Source organism: Bacillus sp. EU52 (genome assembly GCF_037964975.1).
GTDB lineage: Bacteria > Bacillota > Bacilli > Bacillales > Bacillaceae > Bacillus > Bacillus subtilis.
The window spans coordinates 3519147-3539270 of record NZ_CP150177.1 but is presented as its reverse complement, the minus strand read 5'-3'; the positions used below and the strand labels follow the sequence as shown (position 1 = coordinate 3539270).

14 protein-coding genes are annotated in these 20124 nt (G+C 39.3%); 6 read left to right on the top strand and 8 right to left on the bottom strand.

All coding sequences use genetic code 11. The annotated features are described in order from the left end of the window. Positions 1–18: 18 nt before the first annotated feature. Together ywtE and tagT are read right to left on the bottom strand one after the other, a co-directional pair. Positions 19–879, bottom strand: coding sequence for a 5-amino-6-(5-phospho-D-ribitylamino)uracil phosphatase YwtE (gene ywtE, locus NSU05_RS18105; RefSeq protein ID WP_038429744.1), 861 nt, complete (start codon positions 877–879; stop codon positions 19–21). 155 nt (positions 880–1034) lie between these two features. Then, a complete protein-coding gene (gene tagT, locus NSU05_RS18100; RefSeq protein WP_038429743.1) occupies positions 1035–2003 on the bottom strand; it encodes a polyisoprenyl-teichoic acid--peptidoglycan teichoic acid transferase TagT in 969 nt (322 codons plus the stop codon). Positions 2004–2335: 332 nt separating this feature from the next. Between tagT and NSU05_RS18095 the strand changes: the two genes are divergently transcribed. Beyond that, entirely contained in the window at positions 2336–3709 is a 1374-nt protein-coding gene (locus tag NSU05_RS18095; RefSeq protein ID WP_038429742.1) for a sugar porter family MFS transporter, read from the top strand. A gap of 36 nt (positions 3710–3745) precedes the next feature. On the opposite strand, the gene gerBC is transcribed toward NSU05_RS18095, so the two are convergent. The 3 genes from gerBC to gerBA are packed head-to-tail and all read right to left on the bottom strand — an operon-like array spanning position 3746 to position 7430. After that, positions 3746–4870 (bottom strand): spore germination protein GerBC, encoded by a 1125-nt coding sequence (gene gerBC / locus NSU05_RS18090; protein ID WP_038429741.1) that lies wholly within the window; start codon positions 4868–4870, stop codon positions 3746–3748. Beyond that, positions 4867–5973: a spore germination protein GerBB gene (gene gerBB, locus NSU05_RS18085; protein WP_032722630.1), complete on the bottom strand. Its 1107-nt coding sequence runs from the start codon at positions 5971–5973 to the stop codon at positions 4867–4869. The genes gerBC and gerBB overlap by 4 nt, the downstream gene beginning before the upstream one ends. A gap of 5 nt (positions 5974–5978) precedes the next feature. Next, positions 5979–7430 carry a spore germination protein GerBA gene (gerBA, locus tag NSU05_RS18080; protein WP_003243291.1) on the bottom strand — a complete coding sequence of 484 codons (1452 nt, stop codon included), beginning with the start codon at positions 7428–7430 and terminating at the stop codon, positions 5979–5981. Between the two features lie 264 nt (positions 7431–7694). On the opposite strand from gerBA, the gene manA reads away from it, so the two are divergent. Both manA and lytD read left to right on the top strand, forming a co-directional pair. Beyond that, positions 7695–8645, top strand: a complete 951-nt coding sequence (gene manA / locus NSU05_RS18075; protein WP_003244253.1) for a mannose-6-phosphate isomerase, class I — start codon at positions 7695–7697, stop codon at positions 8643–8645. A gap of 128 nt (positions 8646–8773) precedes the next feature. Further along, positions 8774–11416, top strand: a complete 2643-nt coding sequence (gene lytD / locus NSU05_RS18070; RefSeq protein WP_038429740.1) for a beta-N-acetylglucosaminidase LytD — start codon at positions 8774–8776, stop codon at positions 11414–11416. A gap of 59 nt (positions 11417–11475) precedes the next feature. Here the strand turns inward: lytD and NSU05_RS18065 are convergent, their stop codons facing one another. The 3 genes from NSU05_RS18065 to tagA form a co-directional block, all read right to left on the bottom strand. Continuing rightward, positions 11476–12804, bottom strand: coding sequence for a teichoic acid biosynthesis protein (locus NSU05_RS18065; RefSeq protein ID WP_033884187.1), 1329 nt, complete (start codon positions 12802–12804; stop codon positions 11476–11478). Positions 12805–12923: 119 nt separating this feature from the next. After that, on the bottom strand, positions 12924–14069 hold the full coding sequence (tagB, locus tag NSU05_RS18060) for a teichoic acid glycerol-phosphate primase (protein WP_038429739.1): 1146 nt from the start codon (positions 14067–14069) through the stop codon (positions 12924–12926). Positions 14070–14102: 33 nt separating this feature from the next. Beyond that, positions 14103–14873 carry an N-acetylglucosaminyldiphosphoundecaprenol N-acetyl-beta-D- mannosaminyltransferase gene (gene tagA / locus NSU05_RS18055; RefSeq protein ID WP_038429738.1) on the bottom strand — a complete coding sequence of 257 codons (771 nt, stop codon included), beginning with the start codon at positions 14871–14873 and terminating at the stop codon, positions 14103–14105. Between the two features lie 400 nt (positions 14874–15273). Between tagA and tagD the strand changes: the two genes are divergently transcribed. The 3 genes from tagD to tagF all read left to right on the top strand — a co-directional run bounded on the left by tagD (position 15274) and on the right by tagF (position 20097). Further along, entirely contained in the window at positions 15274–15663 is a 390-nt protein-coding gene (tagD, locus tag NSU05_RS18050) for a glycerol-3-phosphate cytidylyltransferase (protein ID WP_003227921.1), read from the top strand. A gap of 160 nt (positions 15664–15823) precedes the next feature. Continuing rightward, positions 15824–17845 (top strand): poly(glycerol-phosphate) alpha-glucosyltransferase, encoded by a 2022-nt coding sequence (gene tagE, locus NSU05_RS18045; RefSeq protein WP_038429737.1) that lies wholly within the window; start codon positions 15824–15826, stop codon positions 17843–17845. An 11-nt stretch (positions 17846–17856) separates the two neighbouring features. Further along, complete coding sequence (tagF, locus tag NSU05_RS18040) at positions 17857–20097, top strand: teichoic acid poly(glycerol phosphate) polymerase (RefSeq protein WP_038429736.1); 2241 nt, start codon at positions 17857–17859, stop codon at positions 20095–20097. The last annotated feature ends 27 nt before the right edge of the window (positions 20098–20124 follow it).

Below are 20124 nucleotides of genomic sequence, written 5' to 3'. Positions count from 1 at the left end.
ATCTCTGGAGTCTTTTCTTTATGCATATTGGCCTGAAAGAAGCTGGTCTATAAAGAAGGCCACACCATTTTCGTCATTGCTTTTTGTGACAAAGGTGCTTTTTTCTTTTAATTCATCAATTGCATTTTCCATGGCGATACGGTGTCCGGCGACTTCAAACATGGACAAATCGTTTGGACTATCGCCGATCGCATAGATATCCTGTGTTTCAATTCCGTATATGTCCGCCAGCTTTGTTAACGCGCGTCCTTTTCCTGACGAGGCCGGCAGGATTTCGATAATATGTTTTCCTGAAGAGGTTTGCGCCAGTTTTTTATGATGCTTCAGTTCTTCCTTCGCTTGTTTCAGCTTGTCCATATCAAAGGAGAAGCAAAGAAGCTTATAAATGTTTTCACCGCCGTCAAAAACCGATTCGATATGAGGGATTGGTTTAATGCCAAACTGTTTGAATTGAGTCATGGCTCCTTGCCACAAGTCATCCGTCTGCTCGTTTGGGTTTGCGCTCTTTAGAATGTCAAGCTCCGCGTGCAGCTTAGCTTCGCCGTCAAAAGGAGAAAGCAGATGGTCATCTGTATATACCTCAAAGTAAATGTTTTTTGAAAGTAAGTAATCAGCAATCGCTTTACCGGCTTCCTGATCCATTAATGTCCGGCTGATCAAACGGTAACCCGTGTCGTGGATCGTGCCGCCATTAGCTGCAATGATAGGGATGTCCAAGTCATCCAGCAGCGCTTTTACATCAAATGTCGCTCTTCCCGTGCAAATGGTGACGAGGATGCCGGCATCAACGGCCCGCTTGATCGCCTCTCTGTTTTCCGCAGAAATGACGCTTTCTTTATTGAGTAATGTTCCGTCTAGATCAATCGCAATACATTTCATATGTAGGGGAACCTCCTTAAAAATGAAGCTGCTTCGTGTAGTATGTTCAGCTTGCCTGTGAAACATAATCCATATAAATTAAGGCTAAACGTTACTTTGATAATTTTCAACAAGGAAATATGTAAAACGGGATGGCGTAATCGCCATCCCGTTCATTATACACCTAAATCGTTTTGCAGCTCTTCTTTAACTTCCTGCAGCTTTTGCTGATTCAATTTGAAATAATAGACTCCGGCAGGTTCATAATCATAACCCGTCAGCTGAATAGACTCAACTGATTTCAATGAAGTGATGAACGGGAACAGGCCGATGGCATCTTTAAGAGATAAGTTCATTTTTAAATTTTGCCCCATCGTATCCACAATATCATCATAAGCCGGAATTGAGCTCAATGATTTTGATTTATCTATAATGGCGCTCAGCACTTCCATTTGTCTTTGCCCGCGTAAAAGGTCACTGTCCGCTTTACGTGTTCTTACGTAAGCGAGCGCTTCTTCCCCATCAAGCGTATGTGTTCCTTTTTGAAGAACGACTTTACCTTTTGTATCTTTTTTGATTTGCTGAATGACTTTATCGCTTTTTACAGTTACTTTGACGCCATTTAACTCGTTTACGACGTCTTCAAAAGCCGTGAAATTGCTTTCTACGACATAATCGACTGGAATATCCAGCATTTCTTCAACTGTTTTCACAGTCAAGTCAACGCCGCCGTAAGCGTGAGCATGTGTGAATTTATCATACCCGTGACCTGGGATGTTTACATAGGCGTCACGCGGAATGCTCAGCATTTTAGCTGTTTTTTCTTTCCGATTAAATGTAACCAGCACATTCGCGTCACTTCTTGCCTGATCGACGGTCTCGCCGTTTTTCTCCCTGGCATCAATTCCTAAGAGCAATACAGAAAAAGAATCTTTTCCAGGATCAAATTCTTTGATCCGTTTTACAGATTGTTCTCCGCGTGCAAGGCTGACGTGAGCTTCCTTAGAAGCATTGTTCAGCTTTACAAAAGCATAGGCGCCGACAGAGCCTGCAGTAATGATTAAAAAAGCCATTAATCCGGCAACAACTTTCACCCATTTTTTTAGTTTTCTTTTTTTCTTTCTGCGCTGTGATCGTTCTTCCATATATCAATACCTCACGTTTCTTTAATATTTGAAGCGTACCATTCTATTTGCCACGGGGCAACTACTCGAAAGACATTTTTCGATAAATATTCCTATATTTATAAGTTCTTGTTTTTGAAAATTGATAACGATGATGTACTGAATCACCTTATATTGGACGCCGCAGCAGGTAAAATGTTTCGGCGACATTGAAAAAAATACAAGTAAATGATTGGAAAACTTATGATCAGCAAAATAAAAAGGTTTAATGGCCGGAAAAAGAGGCTAAAAGATTTCTAAAAAAATCCCACAGACAATATCATTGCAGCTGATGGAGAAAGGGAGTCATCTTTATGAAAAAGCAGTCAAATATATGGCTTTATTTTTTCGGAGCTCTTGGAGGCGCGTTATATGGCTATGATACCGGAGTGATTTCCGGAGCTATTTTATTTATGAAAAAGGAGTTAGGCTTAAACGCGTTTACAGAAGGTCTTGTTGTCAGCTCCTTGCTGGTTGGGGCGATATTGGGCTCAGGAGCGGCCGGCAAGCTGACTGACCGTTTCGGAAGAAAAAAAGCAATTATGGCAGCCGCGCTGCTGTTTTGTATAGGCGGTCTTGGTGTGGCACTGGCCCCAAATACAGGAGTCATGGTGCTGTTTCGCATCATTTTGGGACTTGCAGTCGGAACATCGACGACAATCGTGCCCCTTTATTTATCTGAACTGGCGCCAAAACATAAACGCGGGGCGCTGTCATCACTGAATCAGCTGATGATCACGGTCGGCATCCTTCTTTCTTACATTGTCAATTACATATTTGCCGATGCCGAAGCGTGGCGCTGGATGCTTGGATTGGCTGCTGTGCCGTCATTGCTCTTGCTTATTGGCATTTTGTTTATGCCGGAGAGCCCGCGCTGGCTGTTCACGAATGGCGAAGAAAGCAAAGCGAAGAAAATTCTTGAAAAATTGCGTGGCACAAAAGATATTGATCAGGAAATACATGATATAAAAGAAGCGGAAAAGCAGGATGAAGGCGGCCTGAAGGAGCTGTTCGATCCATGGGTGCGCCCAGCGCTTATTGCCGGTTTGGGACTCGCTTTTTTGCAGCAATTTATCGGAACGAATACGATCATCTACTATGCGCCAAAGACCTTTACAAACGTCGGATTCGGAAACTCCGCTTCGATTTTAGGCACGGTCGGAATCGGCACAGTCAATGTTGTCATGACATTAGTAGCGATTAAAATCATCGACAAGATTGGAAGAAAGCCGTTACTGCTATTCGGGAATGCGGGCATGGTGATCAGCTTGATCGTTCTCGCTTTAGTAAATCTCTTTTTCGATAACACTCCGGCTGCCTCATGGACGACCGTCATTTGTTTAGGCGTGTTTATCGTTGTCTTTGCGGTCAGCTGGGGACCGGTTGTATGGGTGATGCTTCCTGAATTGTTCCCGCTTCATGTCAGAGGAATCGGGACCGGTGTTTCGACCTTAATGTTGCACGTTGGGACACTGATTGTTTCATTAACCTATCCAATATTAATGGAAGCGATCGGAATCAGTTATTTATTCCTGATTTATGCCGCGATCGGTATCATGGCGTTCTTATTTGTCCGATTTAAAGTAACAGAGACAAAGGGAAAAAGCCTTGAAGAAATTGAGCAGGATTTACGGGACAAAAACGGACAGGGAGGAGCGGCCGGAAAACAGCAGACTGTCGGAACATAAAAAAGGGTGCGCGATCATGCGCACCCTTTTGATTGCTTACTTTCCCACCGTGCCAAAATTAATGATTTTAAAAGAAATATCGTACTTAAAATCAGTCTCAGAAAATATTTCCTCCCAATGCCCTTTTACTTTATTCCAGTAGTCAGGGTGTTGAATCCTTATGTGGTCTGATAAAAAGACCGGATCGGTTTTATACTCGTGCTGCAGTTTATCCATTACCTGCTTTACATCTCGTTCAAGCTTTTTTTCAAAAATGTTTTCCAGCCTGTGCAAATAACTTTTGCTGAACGAGTTTTCATTCGGGTTTTGGTCTTCTGTCAGGATGCCCTTCGTTTTAACAGAAATATGAAAGATAGGCTTTCCGTTTTCAATGACCGGCTTAATTTTGGTTTTCGACTTTTTGATTTCAAACGTAATCGGATGTCCTTTATCTGTCGTCGGCATGACACCGCCTTGGATCGTCCCCATGACCCATGACAGTGTTTGGGTTTCATCAGCTGAAAGAAACCCAACGAGTTTATTGCTGCCCCTTTTGATAATGCCTGCTCCGTCATACTTGGCTTTTCCCTTTTCGTTTTTCACGGCTTGAATAAGATAACTGTACCCGTTCTGAGAGTAGACAGAAGCTCTTCCGATGCGCAGCGGTATCATAATCTTACCGTTATATCCGCTGTGAGTTGTCAAATCAATCAGTTTTTCGGAGGGCATCGGCTGCTGCTGATTGGGGTTTCCTTTTGTGAGAACATCAGCTGCATTCCCTCTGGCTGCCATCAAATAGCTGCTTCGCCGCAGCTCATCATCTCGGATAAAGTGGTTGAGGACTTGGTCTACATTTTGATTCCTCATCAGTTTTTCTCCCAGAAGAATGACTTTTAAATGATCGCTATAAACAGGAGGGTCCTTGATGGATACATCACTGACTGCTTCCAGAATCGTTTTCCCGTGGGACGTCACATTGACAAATTCGGGTTTTCCGGATGCTTGGCTGTCTTCGCTTTGGGGAAGAAGGTTTTGATACGTCAGTTTGTACTGGTGATCATCTGTCTCATCGATCGCCAGCCCTCTGGCGAAGGATAGTTGCTCGATATCTTTGACATCCCAGCACCCGCAGAGGACCAGCAGCATAAAAAACATGACGGAGAATTTTGTTGCTGTTTTCATTGCAGCTGCCCCCTCCCTAATTTTTTCTGTATCCAGCTTAAAAACCAGACGAAGAATGGAATTGTAATCACAATTAAGAAAGCATATCCAAGAAGCGTCCCGTAATAAAACACGTCATTCAAGTCCTTGGGATACATCGTTATGAAAAACGTCGCAGCCAGCATTGCAGTCAGCAGCCATGCATTGTTTTTATTTTTCAGATGAAAGATTTCCGTTAACCCGATATGGGCGCCTTTAAAGGATCCGAGCATACAGGCAAATTGCTGGACTGTCCAGGTCAGCTGTAAGAACAAATCAAATCGTTCAATAAAAATACCCGGAACCTCTAATGCGTGAATAAGGGAAATGGTCGGCCATGTCACCGTTTTTGCCTCAGCCACAGTCATACAGCCAATCACAATGAGCAAAGTAATGCTGTAGAACAATGTGGAAGTCGCGATGCCCAGAGCAACAGCCTTTTTCACTTGCTTTGGATCTCTCATAAAGGGGACCAGGTAAAAAATGATTTCAAATCCGGAGAAATATAATAATGTTTTTGGGAATAAAGAGAAAAAGCTTTGATAGCCTCCTTCAAATACCGGCCGGATAAAATCAAGCTGGAACAAGCGAAAGCTGAACATCAGAAGCATCATAAAAATAATAAGGGTTATAGGAAAAATATAAGCGTATACTTTTGCAATTGAATAAACGCCTCCGCCTACATGATAGATGGCAACTGCAAGAAATATAAACACCACAACTGCCATTGGCGTATTTTTCAACAAAAAGAATCCGACAACCTCTCCCAAAATCCGAGCTTGAAAGCAAACAATCCCAATGAAATATAGACAGATATATAAATTCAATAGAAAGCCGATGAATGTTCCAGCTACAATGCTGTTGAGCTTAAAAAGAGTTTTTCCGCTGTTTTTTTGAAGAAAAGGCAAAAAAAGCAGAGCGATGATAATAAAAATAACGCCCTGGAGCAGTATCATTAGCCATCCGCTCGGACTGCCGGTTTCGGCGGCTGAGCGGGGAAGGGTCAGCACCCCGGCACCAATCAATGTGCTGCTGATCATAATGAGCGTCTGCATAAATGTCAGTTTATGCTCTGATTTCCTCATAGCCATCACCTTTGTCTGATGTTATCTTCGGGATCGTTTCGTGTCGGTCTTCTTTTTAAAAACATCGTGGGAATACGGATGACTGTGTCTTTCAAATCCTGTCCAGGCTGCGCCATGATCGGGATAATGTAATCCTGTCCAAAGCTTTTCAGGCGCATGAGATGGCCGATCACAAACAGATAAACCATTATAACGCCATACATGCCAAGCGCTGTTGCACTTATCATAACCCCGATCCGAATGATCCGCAGCGGAAAGTTATAGGCGTATGAAGGAACGGTAAAGGATGCCAGTGCTGTGACAGAAACGACAATGACCATAAGCGCACTGACAATTTGCGCCTGAACAGCTGCCTGTCCGATGACAACGCCGCCGATAAGGCCAATTGTCTGTCCAATCGGCTTAGGCAATCTTAATCCGGCTTCTCGAATCAATTCGATAGTAAAGATCATGATAAAGGCCTCTACAAAAGGCGGGAATGGTACGTTAAGCCTGCTGCCTGCAATGGAAATGGCCATTCTAGTCGGCAATAGCCCGGTGTGAAAAGAAACGAGAGAAATATACAGACCGGGCAAATAAATGGTGATCAGGATGCTGGAATAACGAAGAAGGCGTACAAGTGACATTGGGATCCAGCGCTGGCTGTAATCATCGGGCGAATGAATAAATTCGTCAACCGTAGCCGGTACAATCAAAGCAAACGGCGTACCATCCACTAATATGGACACTCGCCCTTCTAATAGAGAACTTTCGACCCGGTCCGGTCGTTCTGTGCTTAATATTGTGGGGAAAATTGAAAATGGTTCGTCTTCAATCAGCTGTTCAAGCGTCCCCGATTCCGGCAAATTATCTATATTGACTGATTTCAGCCTTTTAAACACTTCTTTGACGACATAATCTGGGGCGATATCCTGAATATAAGCGACAGCGATTTTCTTTTTGGTCCTTTTTCCGAGTGTCATTTCTTTGATGACGAGATTAGGATCACTCGTCCGTTCACGCAAAAGCGCCGTGTTTGTCCGCAGTTTTTCAATAAATCCTATTTTAGGGCCGCGTTCCACGACTTCGGAGGAGGGTTCATCAAGACTGCGTGTTGCGACTGACTTTGTGTCGAAAGCTAATCCTCCGCGATAGCCATCAGCGAGCAAAATGGCTTGCCCTGAAAAAACGAGCTGCTCTATTTCTTTCATTGTAGAAACAACGCTGTGGTGAAAGCCGAAAAAAAAGGCGGATAAGTCTTCAATCGAGCATTCCTTATGGGCCAACGCCTCTTTTTGTAAAGGAGAAATGACGTATTGCGCCAGCATTTTATTCTCTGTCAGACCGTCAATATACAGTAAACACGCCTTTTGTCTGCTATCTCCGAAAGCAAATGTATAAAACATCATATCGTCGTTTTGTCCCAATGTTTTTTTCAGTGTGTCTAAATTGTTCTGGAGATCAGAGTCGATTTGCATAGTTTCTCTCCTTCGTAAACAGATTGACGGTTTTTATTAATTTGTATCAAAAAAGGAGAATTATTCTTATCGAGGAAAAGGCTGAAACAAAGCTTCTTTTCGACGTGATATAATAGATAGGAAGCGTTTTCTTTGAAGGGGTAATGAAAAGATGATGCTTTGTACATATGTTGTCATCGGAAAAAGACAGCTTATACGGGCGTTTGTAAGAGGGGCGCACCGGGAAAATGATGATCAGTTATTTACAGGGGAGGGGTACGGATCATGACGCAATCACCGATTTTTCTAACGCCTGTGTTTAAAGAAAAAATCTGGGGCGGAACCGCTTTACGAGATAGATTTGGATACAGTATTCCTTCAGAATCAACGGGGGAATGCTGGGCCATTTCCGCTCATCCAAAAGGACCGAGCACTGTTGCAAATGGCCCGTATAAAGGAAAGACATTGATCGAGCTTTGGGAAGAGCACCGTGAAGTATTCGGCGGCGTAGAGGGGGATCGGTTTCCGCTTCTGACAAAGCTGCTGGATGTGAAGGAAGATACGTCAATTAAAGTTCACCCTGATGATTACTATGCCGGAGAAAACGAAGAGGGAGAACTCGGCAAGACGGAATGCTGGTACATTATCGACTGTAAGGAAAACGCAGAAATCATTTACGGGCATACGGCCCGCTCAAAAACCGAACTTGTCACAATGATCAACAGCGGTGACTGGGAGGGCCTGCTGCGAAGAATCAAAATTAAACCGGGTGATTTCTATTATGTGCCGAGCGGAACGCTGCACGCATTGTGCAAGGGGGCCCTTGTTTTAGAGACTCAGCAAAATTCAGATGCCACATACCGGGTGTACGATTATGACCGTCTTGATAGCAACGGAAGTCCGAGAGAGCTTCATTTTGCCAAAGCGGTCAATGCCGCCACGGTTCCCCATGTGGACGGGTATATAGATGAATCGACAGAATCAAGAAAAGGAATAACCATTAAAACATTTGTCCAAGGGGAATATTTTTCGGTTTATAAATGGGACATCAATGGCGAAGCTGAAATGGCTCAGGATGAATCCTTTCTGATTTGCAGCGTGATAGAAGGAAGCGGTTTGCTCAAGTATGAGGACAAAACATGTCCGCTCAAAAAAGGTGATCACTTTATTTTGCCGGCTCAAATGCCCGATTTTACGATAAAAGGAACTTGTACCCTTATCGTGTCTCATATTTAAACTTAATCTCACTTCGAGGTTAAGTTTTTTTATTAGAAAATGGAAGTGATTCACCTATAAATGAAGCATGCGCGTGCCGATAAATAAACTAGTTTTATATACTCATAGAATAAGAAAGAGGAGAAGGAATGAAAAAGAGACTAATCGCACCTATGCTTCTATCCGCCGCGTCCCTTGCCTTTTTTGCCATGTCTGGTTCTGCCCAGGCAGCCGCGTATACCGACTACTCACTATATAAAGTAGAGCCGTCGAATACGTTCAGTACAGAAAGCCAAGCCTCACAAGCTGTCGCCAAACTGGAAAAAGATACTGGCTGGGATGCATCCTATCAGGCTTCAGGCACAACAACGACCTACCAAATTTCCGCCTCAGGCATTCATAGCGAATCAGAAGCGAAAGCAATACTGAGCGGACTCGCCAAACAGACATCAATTACAGGAACGTCAAGTCCTGTTGGAAGCAAACAGCCATATGTCACCATCTCGTCAGGTGCCATCTCCGGAGAAAAACAGGCCAACACTATCCTAGCAAAGCTGAAACAGGAGACGGGAGTGGCTGGCGCTGTAAAAGCTTACGGAGCAGCTCAGCCCTATATGAACGTCATGACATCAGACATTGCTGATGAGACAAAAGTCAAGGCGCTTATCCAGAGCCTGGCCAAGCAAACGGGGATTAAAAGCTCGTATCAGCCCATCACACACACGGTGTCTGTCACAACCATTCAGTCTGGCACAATCGTGGGAGACAGCAGAGCAGCGCAGATCAAAAACGCCTTCCAAAAGGAATCTGGGCTGCAGGCATCATTAAAGGAAACAGTGAAAGGGCAAGCCTATTATACGTTCACAACTGCCGCCATTTCAGGTGAAGCCAATGCCAAAACTCTATTGCAGCAGCTGAAACAGAGCACTGGCATCACAGGCAGCTACAAGTCCATCAATCAAAAAACAACCGTTGAGTCATACAATGTCCAATCAGCTTATTTCAAAGGGCTGAGTACAGTAAAGGACGCCATCAGCCAAATCAAGAAAAACACTGGCGTATCCGGCAGTTATCAACAGGTTGGAAAAAGCACATCATATACCGTGAATATGAAGGGTATAACAAAACAGCAGCTCCAAAAAATAGACACTTTCTTTAAAAAGAAAAAATGGCATTACACGTCATCCAGCGTCAAAAAAACGACAACGTCTGCAGCTTATCAAATCACGACGGCAAAGATTTTAGGCGAGCAGCAAGCAAACAAAGCAGCAGCCTTCTTTGCTCAGAAAAAAGTAAAAGCTGCAAAAACAGCAGCTGGATCAACAGCAGAAAATCAATATCAGCTCATCTCAGAAGAAACATCAGATCAAGCAAAAGTCACAAAGGGTTTGAACATATTAAAGAAAAATCAGCTAAGTGCTTCTGCGAAATCCGTCAAAAAACAAATAGCTGACACGTTTAAAATCACAACCGAATCTCTGCTTGATCAAACGAAAGTCAATCAGGCACTCACGTTTTTCAAATCGAATCATATATCAGTAGCAAGCCAGAAAACCGGTCAGACAGCTGCGAGCAGCTATCAAATCACAACTGAAGCTATCATCAGCCAAGAAGAGATTGACCGCGTTTTAACATTTTTCAAACAAAATCATATCGCAGTCACAACATCAAAAACAGGCCAGACTGCATATACACAATACAAAATCGTGACAACACAGCTTAGCAGCAAAACCGCATTGAACAATGGGTTAACCTATCTTAAATCGAAAAGTGTAACCCCGAGCTATACAACGAAAAGCAATACGTTTTATAAAATCAGCGTAAATGAGCAGTTCACAGGCAATGATACAGCTGCTGCGGCATCAACGAAGCTAAAACAATTATACGGATGGACATCATCTATCGTGAAGATCAAAAACGGCCCGCAAATCATGAAAACAAACTACAATCTCTCGCTTCGTGATATGGTCCAAAAACAAATGACAGTAAGTCCGCAAACAGACGGAGCGGCTTACGTATCGCTCACGTACATTAATACAGCAACATCAACTGTTACGGCTGATGTACTAAATATCCGGTCAACGCCGGAAGTCAGCCCGACAAACGTGATCGGCCAATTTAAAAAAGGCGATAAAGTGAAAATCATCGGACAGATAAACGGCTGGGCTAAGATCAATTTGGGCTGGCGAAACGCAAGCAGTGATGAAGTAGTTCAATACGTGGATCCAAATAACTTTACCAGAGACAGCAAATACTACTTCCAATTTCTCAAGCTGTCACAGACAGCGGGCCTCAGCGTTACTGAGGTCAATCAGAAAGTGCTTGCGGGTAAAGGCATCCTGACAGGGAGAGCAAAGGCATTTATCGATGCCGCCAATCAATATAGCATCAACGAACTGTATTTAATCTCACACGCTCTTCTTGAAACAGGAAACGGGACATCCGCCCTAGCCAATGGATTAACCTATAACGGAAAAAAAGTATACAACATGTATGGAATTGGAGCATACGACAGCAATCCGAATTACTACGGAGCCAAATATGCGTACGAGCAGGGCTGGTTCACACCAGAAGCGGCCATTATCGGCGGAGCTAAATTCATAGGCTCATCGTATATCCACAACACAGCTTACAATCAGGACACACTGTACAAAATGAGATGGTCAGCTACAGCGACACATCAATACGCAACAGACATCGGCTGGGCGTACAAACAAGTAAACCGCATGTACAGCCTGTATTCATTGCTGGACGGCTATACACTTTACTTTGATGTTCCGGAATATCGATAAAAAACTTAGAAAGTTGCAAATAGGCTGTAGCTATTTAATAGCTACAGCCTATTTGTTTATCACACCTCAATCTTGTCCGCAACAATCATAAAAATACTCATTCTTGAAGCATTTGAGATGGCTGCATCATCGGGTCTGATTTTTGTACTCCCTTTCATAAAACCTATTTCAAGCACATTTGATTTTTCTCCGCCGGCAAAATACCAGGATCCCATTCGGATATCCTTTTGTTTTAAGCGGAAATCTCCTTCTATCGATTGATGCAGTAAACTAATATAGCGTTCATTTAATGTGACTTGCAAGTTTCCATCTGCATTGATAGTAATATTTCGGACTAAATTTGATGTGTAAGATGGTAAATAACCTGAAGTCGGAACCATCCATTTTTTGTTTTGAGCATTATACTCTAAAATGAAGGTTTGCATAAATGGTTGAAATCTTTCTGGAGGTGTATCTTGGTGCCCCACGGTTTTTAATAAAGGGGATCGAAGCATAGGTACATGATTCATGAAGTTTTCATAAGAATGGTATGCATAAATTCTGCTTATACGATTTCCTTCTTTTCCACTTGTAATTCCCACCATTAATGATTTTGCCCCAGTTTCAGGATTGGTGTACATACAGATCCCTTCCGGTTCACGGAAGTTATTCTCATATCTGGTGGACAAGTCTTTGCCAACAGTAATTTCTTTTTGCAGCACTATTTTATTATCGGAATCAAATACAGTTATGAGATTCGGATAGCTTTTGCTGTTTGTATCTCCTGTATACCAATATAAATAACCGTCATCTAAAAAGAAACCTTGTAAATAATGAAGTTCGTCAGGAATGTTAATAGTATAAAGAGGATTGTTTTTATTTGCTATTGCATCGTCCAGGTTAAAGATTGTCACCCACTGTTTATTATTATTATTTTTTGTATCGTATTGTCTAATTGCCAACTGTCTATTCTTCATATCAAGAGCAGGTGTAACCCTATGATCGAAAGGCATATTCGAGAATCGCTGAAGTTCTTTAGAATTTTCATCTAAAGTCGCGCCTGCTTTATATGGGAAACAAACTAATTCACTTTTATCTGTTTCGTTTGGTTTATCGTATAGAGACCAAATATAAATGGTGCCATTACGGTTTTCAATTCCAATATTTGTACCATGACCTCCATGTTTCAACAGCATGCTGTCTAATTGTAAACCTTCAAGAGATAGACGAGTTATGCGATAGCTTTGGGTGTTGTCTTTTCCTAATCCACTTGCGACTTGGGTTGTATAAATTTGGTGGTTTTTCTCATCGAAATTGAATGATTGAAGTACGGTTTTGTCTGCTACACGTAGTTCAGTAAATAATTTTGGTGTGATGTTGGTGAAATCAAACAGTTCTTTTTTTCTCATAAATTTACCACCTCTATTATTATTTGCTGCCATAAGCAACTAATTACATTAAAGCAAACATACGTTCGGTAGTCAAGAGAAAAAAGAACACTTGTTCTGTTTTGAACAAGTGTCATCATTTAGCTTATTAAATTTTCGATGAAATTCAATAAATTTTGGCTTGAATTCCCATCAGAATACTTATTCCATCTATCGGAAAAAACTTTTATTTTGGAATAATTAAATGGGGTTTGAATTTCATTTATTAATGATTCACTGTCATAGCAGGCTCTTCCAGGTATTATGGAAAGATAATTATCAACCAATCCCCGCTTCTGTTGATAAAGTTTTAAATCGTAAGTATAAAAAAGAATGGGTTTATTTAAAATCGAAAATTCAAAGGGAACAGAAGAATAGTCAGTGATTAATATGTCTGCAGCCATGAGTAGATCAAACAAGGCATAGTTAGAAACATCTTTAATATAATCACTGGAATATTTAATATCAATATTGTTCTGAATGGCGGGATGCAGCTTAACAAATAAAACATATTCTTCTTTTAACTGATGAATTAATTGTTCTTCTGTAAAAGGCAATTGAATTGATTGCATATTATAATCTCTAAACGTCGGTGCATAGAGGATTATTTTTTTTCTTTGTATGTTTAGAGTATCTGAAATTTTTTTCTTGTTTTCTCGGTAATAAGGGTCTGTTAAAGGTACACCTATTTTTAATAATTGGTTATCCTTTATTCCAAATGATTTCTTGAAGATATTTGCCATCCCTTCTGAGCCAACAGTTAAATAATCATACGAACTGTATACTTTTTGGAACCTTTTAATATCAGTTTTCGTCCGTTGCATGTTTGTAATGTCTTCCAAACCAAATTTTTTGAGTGAGCCATTTGCGTGCCATACTTGGATACATTTCGTTTGCTTCCGCTTATTTAACACACTTGTTAATAGAAAGTAATTATCTGTTATGATCACTTTACTGTTAAACATTAGGTATACAGCTTTAATGAGATGGATAGGGTTTTTTTCTTGTAATAAATATGCATCTACATTCGGGAAGCTCTCGGCAATAGCAGAGGCCTGCTGGGTATACAGGATGTTAAGTTTATAAGAGTATTGTCCTTGTTCATATTCCTCAAGAATCGCTTTTGCGTTTGCTTCGAATGAGATCAGGAGGGTCACTTTGCTTTCAGGTTTCACCCATTGCAGAAAAAAGGCGATTGCTGATAAAAAATACAAATAGCAATTCGCCAGTAGTGATCTTATTTTCATTTTTATCATCCATTTATTTGAAAGTTTTCGTTTTTAAATCTGTTTTGTATGATCTTTTTCAGGCTTTGGATAGAAAGTTTTTTTGTTTTTTTCTTCTTTTAAAACCGTTAAAGCATATTTTGGGATGCTAAGCATTCTTTTCCATCGCCATGGATTCAAGATTAACCGGTAGAACCATTCTAAATTTAAACGTATCATCCAGGAAGGGGCCCGTTTGACATTACCGCTAAATACATCAAAGCTTCCTCCTAGACCTATAGATACGGCTTTAGGGAACAAGTGTCTGTAGTTATGAATGAATTTCTCTTGATGAGGATACCCTAAAGCTACGAATACCATGTCAGGATTTGCTCTTGCAATTTGTTTTGCCACTAGGGTGCGATCTTGAACATAACCGTCTGAATAACCTGCGATTTTAATGTTTGGGTATTCAGAAGAAATTTTGGATACAACACCTTTTATAACATCTTTCTTCGCACCGTACAGAAATATGCGTTTTTTCTTTTTGTTAGCAACGCCCAGAAGTTCTTTAAAAACATCGTAACCTGCGATTCGGGACTGAAGCCTGTTGTTAGTCAAACGTGACATCATGACTACACCGATCCCATCAGGCAAAATGAAGTTTGAAGAAGATAGTACATCAAAGTAGTCCCGATCTTTAATAGCTGCAAATGCAATTTCAGGGTTGACTGTGGAAATGACAGCACCAATCTTTTGATCAATATAATGTTGCTCTAGATAATTGATAAATGATGTTAAGTTACTGTTAACATAAGGAATATTGTGAATAGTCTCTGTTTGCATGTCTGGCTCCTCCTTCCTTTAAGATTCTATTTATATAGTTAAAAACCGAGAGTTTCTAAAAGCAAAATCAAGCTACCTTATATTTTAACATAAATCTTCAACAAAGGATTAACATTATCTTTACATTAAATTTAAATATGTTTCCAATTTTACAATTGAATGAACGAATGAACAACAGACCTTGGTGCCAATGGAGTCTGAGTGTAATTACATATTTTGGAATGTTTTTCTCCTCATGAGTACTTAACCTTTTTTAGGCGGTATGCTATAATTAATGATCAGTGAAGACATAAGAGAAATATGTCGATATAAGGAATACAAACAGGTTTTTTAGAATTTAATCGCTAACGTCAGTAGTGTTTTTAATAGTGTTTAACATTAGGAAGGAGCGTTTCTTTAAATGAAAAAAGTTATCACATATGGAACTTTTGATTTACTGCATTGGGGCCACATTAAATTGCTTGAGCGTGCAAAGCAGCTTGGTGATTATTTAGTTGTTGCTATTTCAACGGATGAATTCAATTTACAAAAGCAAAAAAAAGCTTATCACAGCTATGAGCACCGTAAATTAATTTTAGAAACCATTCGATATGTGGACGAAGTAATTCCTGAAAAGAATTGGGAGCAAAAAAAGCAAGATATTATTGATCATAATATTGATGTTTTTGTTATGGGGGATGACTGGGAAGGTAAATTTGACTTTCTCAAAGATCAGTGTGAGGTTGTTTACCTCCCAAGAACAGAAGGCATCTCTACAACAAAGATCAAAGAGGAAATTGCTGGTTTATAATTTAGGATCCTGATATCATTGGTTCAATATCTAATTAAAGTACTTCTTATTGAAATAAGAAGTACTTTTTGATGCTTACATTGGTTTTTGTGACTAAAGTATCCGGGTAGATATAAATTTCAATGATCATATATTCTAGATGCCGAAAGGGAGTAAAAAATTGTCTTTACATGCGGTGAGTGAATCTAATATAAAACAAATTCCTGACATGGATTATTATTTTATCTCTGGTGGACTGCCAAGTAATTATGGCGGTCTGACGAAATCATTATTATTGCGTTCAAAATTATTTGGAGAAGAGTGTAACCAAAACACCTTTTTCTTAACGTTTCGTTTTGATTTAGAGTTGTCTTCAAAAATTGATGAATTGTACAGCAACGGTAAGATTGATAAAAAATTCACAAGTGTTATTAATCTATTCGATGATTTTTTAAGTGTTAGAACAAATGGGAAAAGATCATACGAAGAAAGGATAGGCCTTGACCAGATAAAAAAGCAAGTTGGAATGGGAAAATTTTCAAAAACTGTGTCGAGATTGTTTGGTAAGAAGAACAATGAAATGTCTGTAGTTTACTACGGAGATGGAGAAACTATCCGGTACGTCGACTATTGGAATGATAAAAACCAGCTCATAAAGAGAGAGGAATATACGAAGAACGGAAACTTAGTTCTCGTTACTCATTATGATGTGCAGCTAAACAAGATGTATCTGCAGGAATATATTAATGACCAAAATCAAGTATATTTAGACAAACTCTATGTATGGAACAATGAAGAAAAAGATGTTCAATTATCTCATATTATTTGGTACTCCCTTGAGGGTGAGATAAAAGTAAAAGATGAATCGGAACTGCGTCAATATTGGATAGAATATCTGCAAAAACAAAATGATAAACCTAAGTTGTTTTTAGTGGACAGCAGACCGCAAGACAAACATGTCTTTAAAGTGAAAAAATCACCTTCTTCCTATTATGGAGCAATTATTCATAACAAGCATTACGGCAGCAATAAATATCAAATTAAGGGTCGCTATAAAGAAGTATTTAGTCAGATGTATAATTTGGATGCTGTCTTTTTTATAACTGAGGAGCAGCTAGAAGATTTTAAATTGATTTCAGGGGAACAAGAGACGTTTTTCTTTACTCCGCATACAATTGATAAGCCTCTTGATCCCGCTGTATTGAATGTGCCGAGTGAAAAATACAAAGTTGTCATTATTTCAAGACTTGCATCTATGAAAAATCTGATACATGCAGTAAAAGCATTTAGTTTAGTCGTGAAAGAAATTCCTGAAGCAAAACTTGATATATTCGGATCGGGTGAAGATTTCGAAAAAATAAAAAAAGAAATTGAAGATACCAAACTGCAGAACAATGTCTTTTTGAAAGGCTATACGGATAACCCTGACTCAGAGTTTCAAAAAGCTTGGCTAACCATTTCAACCTCTCATTTTGAAGGGTTCGGTCTATCAAATATGGAGGCACTGAGCAATGGATGTCCAGTTGTAACATACGATTATGATTACGGAGCAAGGAGCTTAGTTACTAACGGAGCAAATGGATATGTCATTGAACAGTATAATATAGAGAAATTGGGTCAAGCTATTATCTCTTTGATGAAAGATGAAAGTACTCATCAAAAATTTTCAGAACAAGCTTTTAAAATGGCTGAAAAATATTCAAGACCCAACTATATTGAAAATTGGGCTTTTGCTCTTAATCAGATGATTGAGGTGCGAATAGAAAGAGAGAAGTTCTCTAAAAAGGTTGGAAAAAAAGATCCTTCTATTAGTTCCTATACTGAGGATTTTGATAAAACTAAAATAGAAATTGACATTGAGAATTTTGATCATAATGATATTAAAAAAATACGTTTAGTGGGCTTGGACAGAAAGAATAAGGCTGAAATTATTTCAACAAACTTACAAAATGATCAACTGTTTGTAATTGATCTCGAAAAAGATGTAAATATTGAAAAGATAGCTGCTAATAAAACCCAAGTTATTGATTTTTATATTGTTTTCAATGCAAATGGCCATATTAAAACAATGCGAAGACTTTCGAGTGAAGAAACAAAATTGTCAGGAAACAGTATAGATACTAATAATGGCTATAGAGTAGAGCCCTATACAACAGTTAAAGGCAATTTCTCTTGGAGGGTCACGGAAATAAAAGGGAGTTAATATTTTGGGTAATGTCCTTAGTAGTTGACACTAATAAAAGGAAGCAAAAAGGAAAGAGCTTTTATACAGAGGAGCAGAAAAAAGTAATGATTGAAAACACTGTGATTAAATGTATTTTGAAAAGCTTGAAAAACAATTTAGGAAGTCTTGAATTGTTAATCTCAATTGATTCAGAACACCAATTTTTAGAGGATTACCAGTTATTTTTAAAGCTGAAAGAGAGACGTTCAGGAACGGAATCTGAATTTCCGCTTCAAAACACTGGCTCATTAGAGTATAAAACTGAGATAAATGCTCATGTTTTGCCTATGCCTGTTGAAATGGGACAAACATATGATTTTTATGTCGAATTTCGAAAAAAATATGAAGATGCGGAGCAGGAACCACTCTTGAAGCGTCTTTCTGCTGAAGTAAATTCAATTGAGCGCGCCTTTCATGTCGATCAAACCACAGAACTTTTGATTTTACCTTATACAACTGATAAAGGCAACTTTTCTATTAAGGTGAAAAGAGAGGCCAAAATCATCAGATTTGATCAAATCGAGATTAGCTCTGAAGAAATAAGCATAACAGGTTATGCGGGATACCTGAGTTCCGAAAATCAATATCGGATAAAAAACTTGAACCTTATTTTAAAAAAGGGTGGAGAAACACCTATTGAGGAAAAATTTCCAATCAAGCTAGATAGAAAAACACATGGCCTTGAAAACATGAGAGCAGATGGTTTTGTTCCGGAACTGTATGATTTTGAAGTGAAAGTGCCTTTGAAAGAAATTCCTTTCTCAAATGAAAAACGTTATGTTTATCGTCTTTTTATGGAGTATATATGCAATGACGATAAAGGAACGGATATTCAGTTCAACAGCACTGCTCTTGTTTTAGGAGATCGAAAAAACAAATTAAAAGGATTAGTAAGTATTATTAAAACAAACAACGCACCAGTTCGTTATGAAGTCTTTAAGAAAAAGAAAAAGCAGACTCTAGGTATCAGAGTAAACGACTATAGCCTGAAAACAAGGATGAAATACTTTATTAAAGGAAAGAAGAAGAGATTAGTATCAAAATTAAAAAAGATCACAAAAATGAGAAACAAGTTAATCACTAAAACATACAAATCTCTATTCATGATGGCTAGCAGAATGCCAGTTAAAAGGAAAACAGTCATTTTTGAAAGTTTTAATGGGAAACAATACAGTTGTAATCCGAGAGCGATTTACGAATATATGCGGGAAAACCACCCTGAGTATAAAATGTATTGGAGTGTAAATAAACAATATTCAGCGCCTTTTGACGAAAAGGGAATTCCTTACATTAATCGCCTCTCATTAAAATGGCTCTTCGCTATGGCAAGAGCTGAGTATTGGGTTGTTAACAGCCGGCTTCCATTATGGATTCCGAAACCTAGTCATACAACATATTTACAAACATGGCATGGCACGCCTTTAAAAAGACTTGCAATGGATATGGAAGAAGTCCATATGCCTGGTACAAACACTAAAAAATATAAAAGGAATTTTATCAAGGAAGCTTCTAATTGGGATTACTTGATTTCCCCAAATGGTTATTCAACTGAGATCTTTACACGGGCGTTTCAGTTTAACAAGACAATGATTGAATCTGGATATCCTAGAAATGATTTTCTTCATAATGATAATAATGAGGAAACAATATCATTGATAAAGAGTAGGTTAAATATTCCTCGTGATAAAAAGGTTATTTTATATGCCCCTACATGGAGAGATGATCAGTTTTATGCAAAAGGGCGTTATAAGTTCGATCTCGATTTAGATTTGCATCAACTTAGACAAGAGCTTGGAAATGAATATATCGTAATCTTAAGAATGCATTATCTGGTAGCTGAGAATTTTGATTTAGGTCCTTTTGAAGGATTTGCATATGATTTTTCTGCTTATGAGGATATTCGAGAATTGTATATGGTTTCTGATTTGCTGATTACTGATTATTCTTCAGTATTCTTTGATTTTGCAAATTTAAAACGGCCAATGCTATTCTTTGTCCCTGACATCGAGACCTACCGGGATAAGTTGCGTGGTTTCTACTTTGATTTTGAAAAAGAAGCTCCTGGTCCTTTGGTAAAAACTACTGAAGAAACGATTGAGGCTATCAAGCAGATCTCATCGCCTGATTATAAGCTTCCGGTTTCTTTTGGTCCTTTCTATGATAAGTTTTGCTATTTAGAGTCAGGACGTTCATCTGAAAAGGTTGTTAATACTGTATTTAAAGCTGAATAATTTAGGTTATTTTATAAAATGTATAGC